We start from the raw sequence: 1,587 nt of genomic DNA, 5'->3' as shown, positions 1-1,587 counted from the left end.
AGTGAAAATGAGAAATAACAGAATAGCATATTTCATATCAAAATCCCTTCCTTTAAATTAAACGTAAAATAGACAGGTTTGTTACGCTATCCTGCTAGTTACTTTAATTCCTCCACTATCGTATCCGTTAGTTCAGCGACTGGTATCAATAAATACATTAAATCCAGTGCCATGAATGACATCTTGCGCTATCTCATTTGGTCGCTTTAGAGTGGTGTCATAAATAAATTGATTATTTGATAGAGAAGTTTCCATTTTATCCAGTAAAACAAAGAACGAGGATATCTGAAACCGCCTGATCATGGTTGTGCTATCGTTCGTATGATATTCAGTTTGATTCGGTTTTTTTCTGTGAAAGAATTGGTTCTTTTAGTTTTTATGCACAAAGGAGAATAAAGACGAATAAAATTTGGGTAAAAGTGGTTGAAAAAGTGATCAAAGCTGAATATAATTGAAATATTCTAGGTGGAAAATGAATATAACGGAGGTATGGTGCATGACACAGGAAGAGTTGGGAATCTTTGCTGAAGAACGCAGGGAGAAAATCCATACGTTACTAAACCAAGAAAAGCGATTATTCGCCAAAGACTTGGCGGAAAGATTTCAGATCTCAATCGATTCGATAAGAAGAGATTTTACAATTATGGAGGAACAGGGGTTGCTCAAGAAAACCCATGGTGGTGCGATACCTTCTATGAAAGTTCGTCAGTCCCCACCTCCTCCAGATAAGCGGTACGAGGAAGGATCACCACAAGGTAATGCAATCGCTAAACTGGCAGTATCGTACATTCGGGAAAATGACACAGTATTTATTGGCAGCGGCTCAATATCGTATGTGTTATTAAAGTATTTACCTGACCAAATGCCGCTTACTATCGTTACAAATAGTATGCGAGTAGCTGATGTATTAAGAGAACGGGAATGGATTGACACCTATTTAATTGGTGGTCGAGTTAAGCCTTCTGGAAACATTACAGATGTCCTAGCGAACGAATTTGTTCGTCAATTTAAATTTGATATCAGCTTCTCCACGGGTGGCGGTATCTCTGAAGACGGATTATTTGTCGCTACCCCTGAAGTGGGAGTTTTCGGGCGAGCAGTCTCTGCGATTTCTAGACGACGCATTGGAATTGGGACACATCATTCCCTCGGAAACGATGGTTTTGCGAAGGCTGGGCGGATTGAGGATTTGGATTTGCTAATAACAGACGAGGATGCTGATCCAGAAGCTATCGAACGGATTAGGGCTCTTGGAGTTAAGGTGATCGTAGCACAAGTCGAGGACAGTATTCAGAAATGAAAATGCTGTTTCCTTAAATAACTGTAAGACTGTGATTGAAAGGCCATCCCAAAAGGATGGCCTTAATACTTGCAGTTACAGTCAGCGCGGAGAACCATATCATAATTTTCATACTGTTTGCGCTACGCTATCCTGCCCGTTCGGAACAGAAAAAAACGGCTGCAAATGCAACCGCTATTCCACTATCGTGTCCCGTTAGCGCAATAAGGAAATGATTTAATCAATGTAATAAACTCAACAATATCGTTATAAAATTTTTCTTTGTCTTGTCCCTTAAGACCATGGCC

1 protein-coding gene is annotated in these 1,587 nt (G+C 39.9%); it reads left to right on the top strand.

Annotation, left to right across the window (positions count from 1 at the left end):
- The first annotated feature begins 517 nt into the window (after nucleotides 1–517).
- Nucleotides 518–1,300 (top strand): DeoR/GlpR family DNA-binding transcription regulator, encoded by a 783-nt coding sequence (locus DFP95_RS28560; RefSeq protein ID WP_115996079.1) that lies wholly within the window; start codon nucleotides 518–520, stop codon nucleotides 1,298–1,300.
- Nucleotides 1,301–1,587 lie beyond the last annotated feature (287 nt).

Source organism: Cohnella lupini, assembly GCF_003386205.1.
GTDB classification, from domain to species: Bacteria; Bacillota; Bacilli; order Paenibacillales; family Paenibacillaceae; genus Cohnella; species Cohnella lupini.
This window is presented reverse-complemented; position numbering and strand designations above follow the sequence as displayed.